Origin of the sequence: Methanobrevibacter sp., assembly GCF_036307625.1 — an archaeon.
Taxonomy (GTDB): domain Archaea; phylum Methanobacteriota; class Methanobacteria; order Methanobacteriales; family Methanobacteriaceae; genus Methanocatella.
The window spans coordinates 1-4231 of the sequence record NZ_JAXJXF010000013.1 but is presented as its reverse complement, the minus strand read 5'-3'; the positions used below and the strand labels follow the sequence as shown (position 1 = coordinate 4231).

7 protein-coding genes and 1 pseudogene are annotated in these 4231 nt (G+C 34.7%); all 8 read left to right on the top strand.

Annotation, left to right across the window (positions count from 1 at the left end; all coding sequences use genetic code 11):
* The coding region (locus UIB65_RS00595; RefSeq protein WP_330039220.1) for a proton-conducting transporter membrane subunit at positions 1-735 on the top strand (735 nt) is incomplete at its 5' end.
* Positions 732-1067 carry a hydrogenase gene (locus UIB65_RS00590; RefSeq protein ID WP_330039219.1) on the top strand — a complete coding sequence of 112 codons (336 nt, stop codon included), beginning with the start codon at positions 732-734 and terminating at the stop codon, positions 1065-1067. The genes UIB65_RS00595 and UIB65_RS00590, both read left to right, overlap by 4 nt.
* The gene (mbhE, locus tag UIB65_RS00585; protein ID WP_330039218.1) at positions 1060-1341 is read left to right on the top strand and encodes a hydrogen gas-evolving membrane-bound hydrogenase subunit E; all 282 of its coding nucleotides are present in this window, start codon (positions 1060-1062) and stop codon (positions 1339-1341) included. The genes UIB65_RS00590 and mbhE overlap by 8 nt, the downstream gene beginning before the upstream one ends.
* Positions 1338-1814, top strand: coding sequence for an MnhB domain-containing protein (locus UIB65_RS00580; protein WP_330039217.1), 477 nt, complete (start codon positions 1338-1340; stop codon positions 1812-1814). Before mbhE ends, UIB65_RS00580 begins: the two co-directional genes overlap by 4 nt.
* Positions 1811-2062, top strand: coding sequence for an energy-converting hydrogenase B subunit J (locus tag UIB65_RS00575; RefSeq protein WP_330039216.1), 252 nt, complete (start codon positions 1811-1813; stop codon positions 2060-2062). The genes UIB65_RS00580 and UIB65_RS00575 overlap by 4 nt, the downstream gene beginning before the upstream one ends.
* Positions 2063-2074: 12 nt before the next feature.
* Positions 2075-3481, top strand: coding sequence for a 4Fe-4S binding protein (locus UIB65_RS00570; RefSeq protein ID WP_330039215.1), 1407 nt, complete (start codon positions 2075-2077; stop codon positions 3479-3481).
* Entirely contained in the window at positions 3482-3964 is a 483-nt protein-coding gene (locus tag UIB65_RS00565; RefSeq protein ID WP_330039214.1) for a 4Fe-4S binding protein, read from the top strand.
* Positions 3965-4231 (top strand): annotated as a pseudogene (locus tag UIB65_RS00560) (hypothetical protein); the annotation flags it as partial.

The following is a 4231-nucleotide window of genomic DNA, read 5'->3' as shown; positions in this document are numbered from 1 at the left end:
GAACCTCATGGTGCAGCATTGCTTCAGTCATTTACAGTTATTTCAATGATTTCAATCGTATTGGTCATGTTTAGAATCTATTCAACACTTCCTATATTTGAAGTCCTCATAGTCTTCTTCTCTATCTTGGCTATGATATTAGGTGTTTCACTCGCACTCACTCAAACAGACTTCAGAAGAATGATTGGATTTTTAGCTGTTGGTGAATTAGGTTTCATTGGTCTGGGTATTGGTCTTGGAACTCAGTTTTCAATAACTGCAGGTCTTTTCCAAGCATTGAATGAAATTACTATTACTGCATTGCTGTTCATTGGATTTGGCGCTATAGTCAATGCAACTAATGAAGTTGATACAAGAAAGCTTGGTGGACTTTTAGCTTACCATCCAAAAGTAAGTATTATGCTTTTGATTGGCGGTTTGGCAATGGCTGGAGTTCCTCCATTAAGCGGTTTCCAATCTAAATTAATGCTTGTTCAAGCTTCTTTAAGTTGTGGATATCCGGAAATATCAATTTTAGCTATTATGGTAAGTATTGCTACATTTGTAGTATTCGTAAAAACATATTACTCAATGTTTTTAAAACCAAAACCTAATGATTTGGATGTTGAACATAAGGAAGTTCCACGTGCGATGATTTTTGCAATGGGAATTTTATTGATTATTGTTATTGCATTCGGTGTATATCCTGATGTTGTAACAAATGGAATTTCTAACTTTGTAGGAGGGATATTATGAAACTATATGATCAGATTTTTGATATTGTAAAGCAATTCAAGAAATTGTTTGCGCCAGGACCTGTAACCAATGCGGATGTTTCAGGTATAGTTACTGCAGAGATTTTCTTAATTGTTTCATTAGTTCTATCCGCTGTATTATTAAGGCATGTAAGCATTTTACTTGCGGGATTGGTCACATTAATCTTGACTATTATATTGATTTCTAATATTCCACTTATTCCTAAATTTAAAATAGAACAAGATGATTCATTGGAAAAAATGTTGTTTTATGCAATTGTAACACTGGCAATACTAGTTGCATTCTTATATTGGGGTGGTAATCTTGTCTAATAAAACTACTGTGCGTAATTTGCTTGCAGCGGTTTTAACTGCAATATTTTCAGTAACTTTGGCAGATGCTGTATTCCATATAAGTAAAATGATTGTTCCTGGCGTAAGCAATATTTATAATGCGTTAGGAACTCAGATTGCTCCAAACATGGTAACTGTTGTAATTTTTGATTTCAGAGCATATGATACATTAGGTGAATCAATTATACTGTTAACTGCCGGTTTGGTGGTATTACTTATATTTGGTAGAGGATTATTGGGGGATAAACGATGAGTCAAGGAAGCATGATTTTAAAACTTATATCTTTACCAATTTCAATTATATTGATTTGTCTTGGTATAACAACTATTCTTGGAGGACATATCACTCCTGGTGGAGGTTTCCAAGGTGGTGCAATGATAGCTAGTGGAATTATATTGTCTGTCCTTGTTTATGGTTTAGGTAATTCCCCGCTGGAATTGTCCCACACATATATTGAAGTTCTTGAATCTGTTGGTGCATTGGGTTTTGTCATCTTCGGATTAATAGGTTTATTCATTGGAGGATTTTATCTTTATAACGTCGGTACAGACATATTGAATGTTGTTCCTGCAGCTATTCAAAATGTTTTCCACTATCCTGATGTTACTAATGCAGGTATAATTCCATACCTTAATATATTTGTTGGTTTGAAAGTATTTGTGGGATTGTCCGCAATTGTTATTGCATTTGCAGGATTTAAGAAAATTGTGGAGGAGAGCGAATGATGTTGAGTTTAGGGCCTATAATCTTTGGATTGATATTGGGCATAGTCATCGGTTCCCAAATTAAACTTGGCGTCAGTGATGCCCATTTCACAATTGGATCATTTGTAATAATTTTTATTGCAGGTATTGTTGTTGCATGGCAGTCAGGTAATTATCCATTTTATACAGATTTACCGGTGTCCACTGCATTTATATCTGCTTTGATTGGAATTTTTGTAGGCAAACTACTATTTGCAAGGAGTAAATAAGGGGTTTTTATAATGTTTTTGTCAACTAATACATGTGATGGAAAAAGAGATTGTATTAAAAGATGTCCTACAAAAGCAATTAAGTTTATAAATGGAAAAGCTTTTAGTTGCCTTACTTGTGGAATATGTTATAGAAACTGTCCGAACGGAGCAATATTCCGCAATATTTATGGAGGATATGTTGTGGACAGGGCTAAATGTAACGGCTGTGGAATGTGTATGCACAATTGTCCTACCAATAACATAACTATTGAAGATGGAATAGTCTACGGTATCTGTTCACGTTGCGGAGTATGTACGGAAGTTTGTCCAAATCGTATCGACGGATATGAACTTGAAAAGGACAAGCAAATTACTTTAATCAAATCATTCAATATTTTAAATCCTCCTTTAAATGAGGTTCCTCACAAGGAAGATAGTGACGCCTGCGAAGTTACAAGAAATTACTTCGGGACTGATTTGGATAAATGTATTCTATGTGGAAGATGTCAGGAATACTGTCCGACAAGTGCAATTAAAGTGCGTATCGATAGGGATGAAGGAATTTGTAGTGAATGCAGATTATGTATGGATGTATGTCCTAATGGATCTATGAATAAGCTGCAAATTGTTGACAAGTCTTCTTGCACTCTTTGTCTTAATTGTATGAAAGCATGTCCTCATAATGCAATTACAATAGATGACTTCAAAATCAATATTAATAAATTAAATCAAAAACCTAACGGTTCATTTATATCTTGTTTAAATTGTGGATTATGTGCTGATTTAACAGAAAATAAATCTTTAAAACGTGATGGTGCAAGATTAAGATATGATCCGACTGCAGACACTGAAAACATTACTCATGATAAGGCTATTGGGTCATGTCCAATTCAAATATTGCGTGAAGATGATGAGATGTTTATTTATGATGAGGTGGAAGAAAAAGAATTGCCTGCCTTGTCCAGTTTCTGTGTTTCATGTGGAAAATGTGTACAGGTTTGTGACGTAACAGGTGCTCGTCAGTTCATGACTTATTCATGGGATGGTAAAGTATCCGATGATTGTATTTCCTGTGGAATATGTAGTGAAGTCTGTCAAGAGGATGCAATTACTTTGCATAGGGGAACAATATCTGTTGATTTGGATAAATGTATTCTATGTGAAAACTGTGCGGTTCACTGTCCGGTTGATGCTATTCCAAAATCCACAATGTATAAGAATGAAATAAAGGATGGATTTAATTTCATTGAACAGCAATTATGTATGCATTGTGGTTTATGTCATAAGACTTGTTCATATGATGCAATTGATGAAATTGATGGACAGTTTGTTGTTAACGAGGAAAAATGTACATATTGTGGTGCATGTAAAAATGCATGTCCTGCAAAAGCATTTTTATTCGAAAGAAATTTTAAAGATTCAATAGAGGGTATTTAAATGAGTTTACTTAAGATAGCTTTGGAAGGGGCTTTTACTAACTTTAAAAGAATCTTTTTTGCAGCGGATAGAGTTACAGATATGGAATTGAGAAAACAAATCTCCACTCTTTCAGTAGAGATTGATGATAGGGTTGATGAGTCAGCCTGTATCGGATGTGGGGGTTGTGCCAATGTGTGTCCTACAGGTGCAATAGAGATGAAAGGATTAACAAGTCCTACAAAATTAACTGATGATTGGATTAAAAGTGAAGTACCTGAAATTAATCTTGAAAAATGTGTTGTATGTTACTACTGTCATGATTTTTGTCCAATTTTCTCGCTGTATGGTCAAAAAGGAACAATTCATCCGAGTTGTGTTGGCGATCAGGAGGTTGACATTGATTTCAACCAACCATTTAAAATTTCAGAAGAAAAACTTAAAGTTATTTCACAATATTTGTCAGATAATTCTGTGTTAAGAAATAGGGAGGAAGGTGATTAGATGGGAATTAAATCATTTTCAAGAGCAAGGGCAATTCACGTCATGTTGGTTTATACCGGTGGATGCAACGGATGCGATATTGAAATTGTTAATTCAATTTTATCACCAAGATTTGATGCTGAACAGTATAATGTATTTTTAACCTGGAATCCTCGTGAAGCTGATGTGTTGGTCGTCACAGGACCAGTTACCTATCATAATAGAAAACCATTGGAAGCAATATATGAAGCCATTCCTAATCCGAAATTGGTTGTGGCTGCTGGAAGT

Excerpts from the sequence above, each read along its gene's own strand:
- UIB65_RS00590 (WP_330039219.1), top strand. The coding sequence starts at position 732 with ATGAAACTATATGATCAGATTTTTGATATTGTAAAGCAATTCAAGAAA.
- UIB65_RS00580 (WP_330039217.1), top strand. The coding sequence starts at position 1,338 with ATGAGTCAAGGAAGCATGATTTTAAAACTTATATCTTTACCAATTTCA.
- UIB65_RS00575 (WP_330039216.1), top strand. The coding sequence starts at position 1,811 with ATGATGTTGAGTTTAGGGCCTATAATCTTTGGATTGATATTGGGCATA.
- UIB65_RS00570 (WP_330039215.1), top strand. The coding sequence starts at position 2,075 with ATGTTTTTGTCAACTAATACATGTGATGGAAAAAGAGATTGTATTAAA.
- UIB65_RS00565 (WP_330039214.1), top strand. The coding sequence starts at position 3,482 with ATGAGTTTACTTAAGATAGCTTTGGAAGGGGCTTTTACTAACTTTAAA.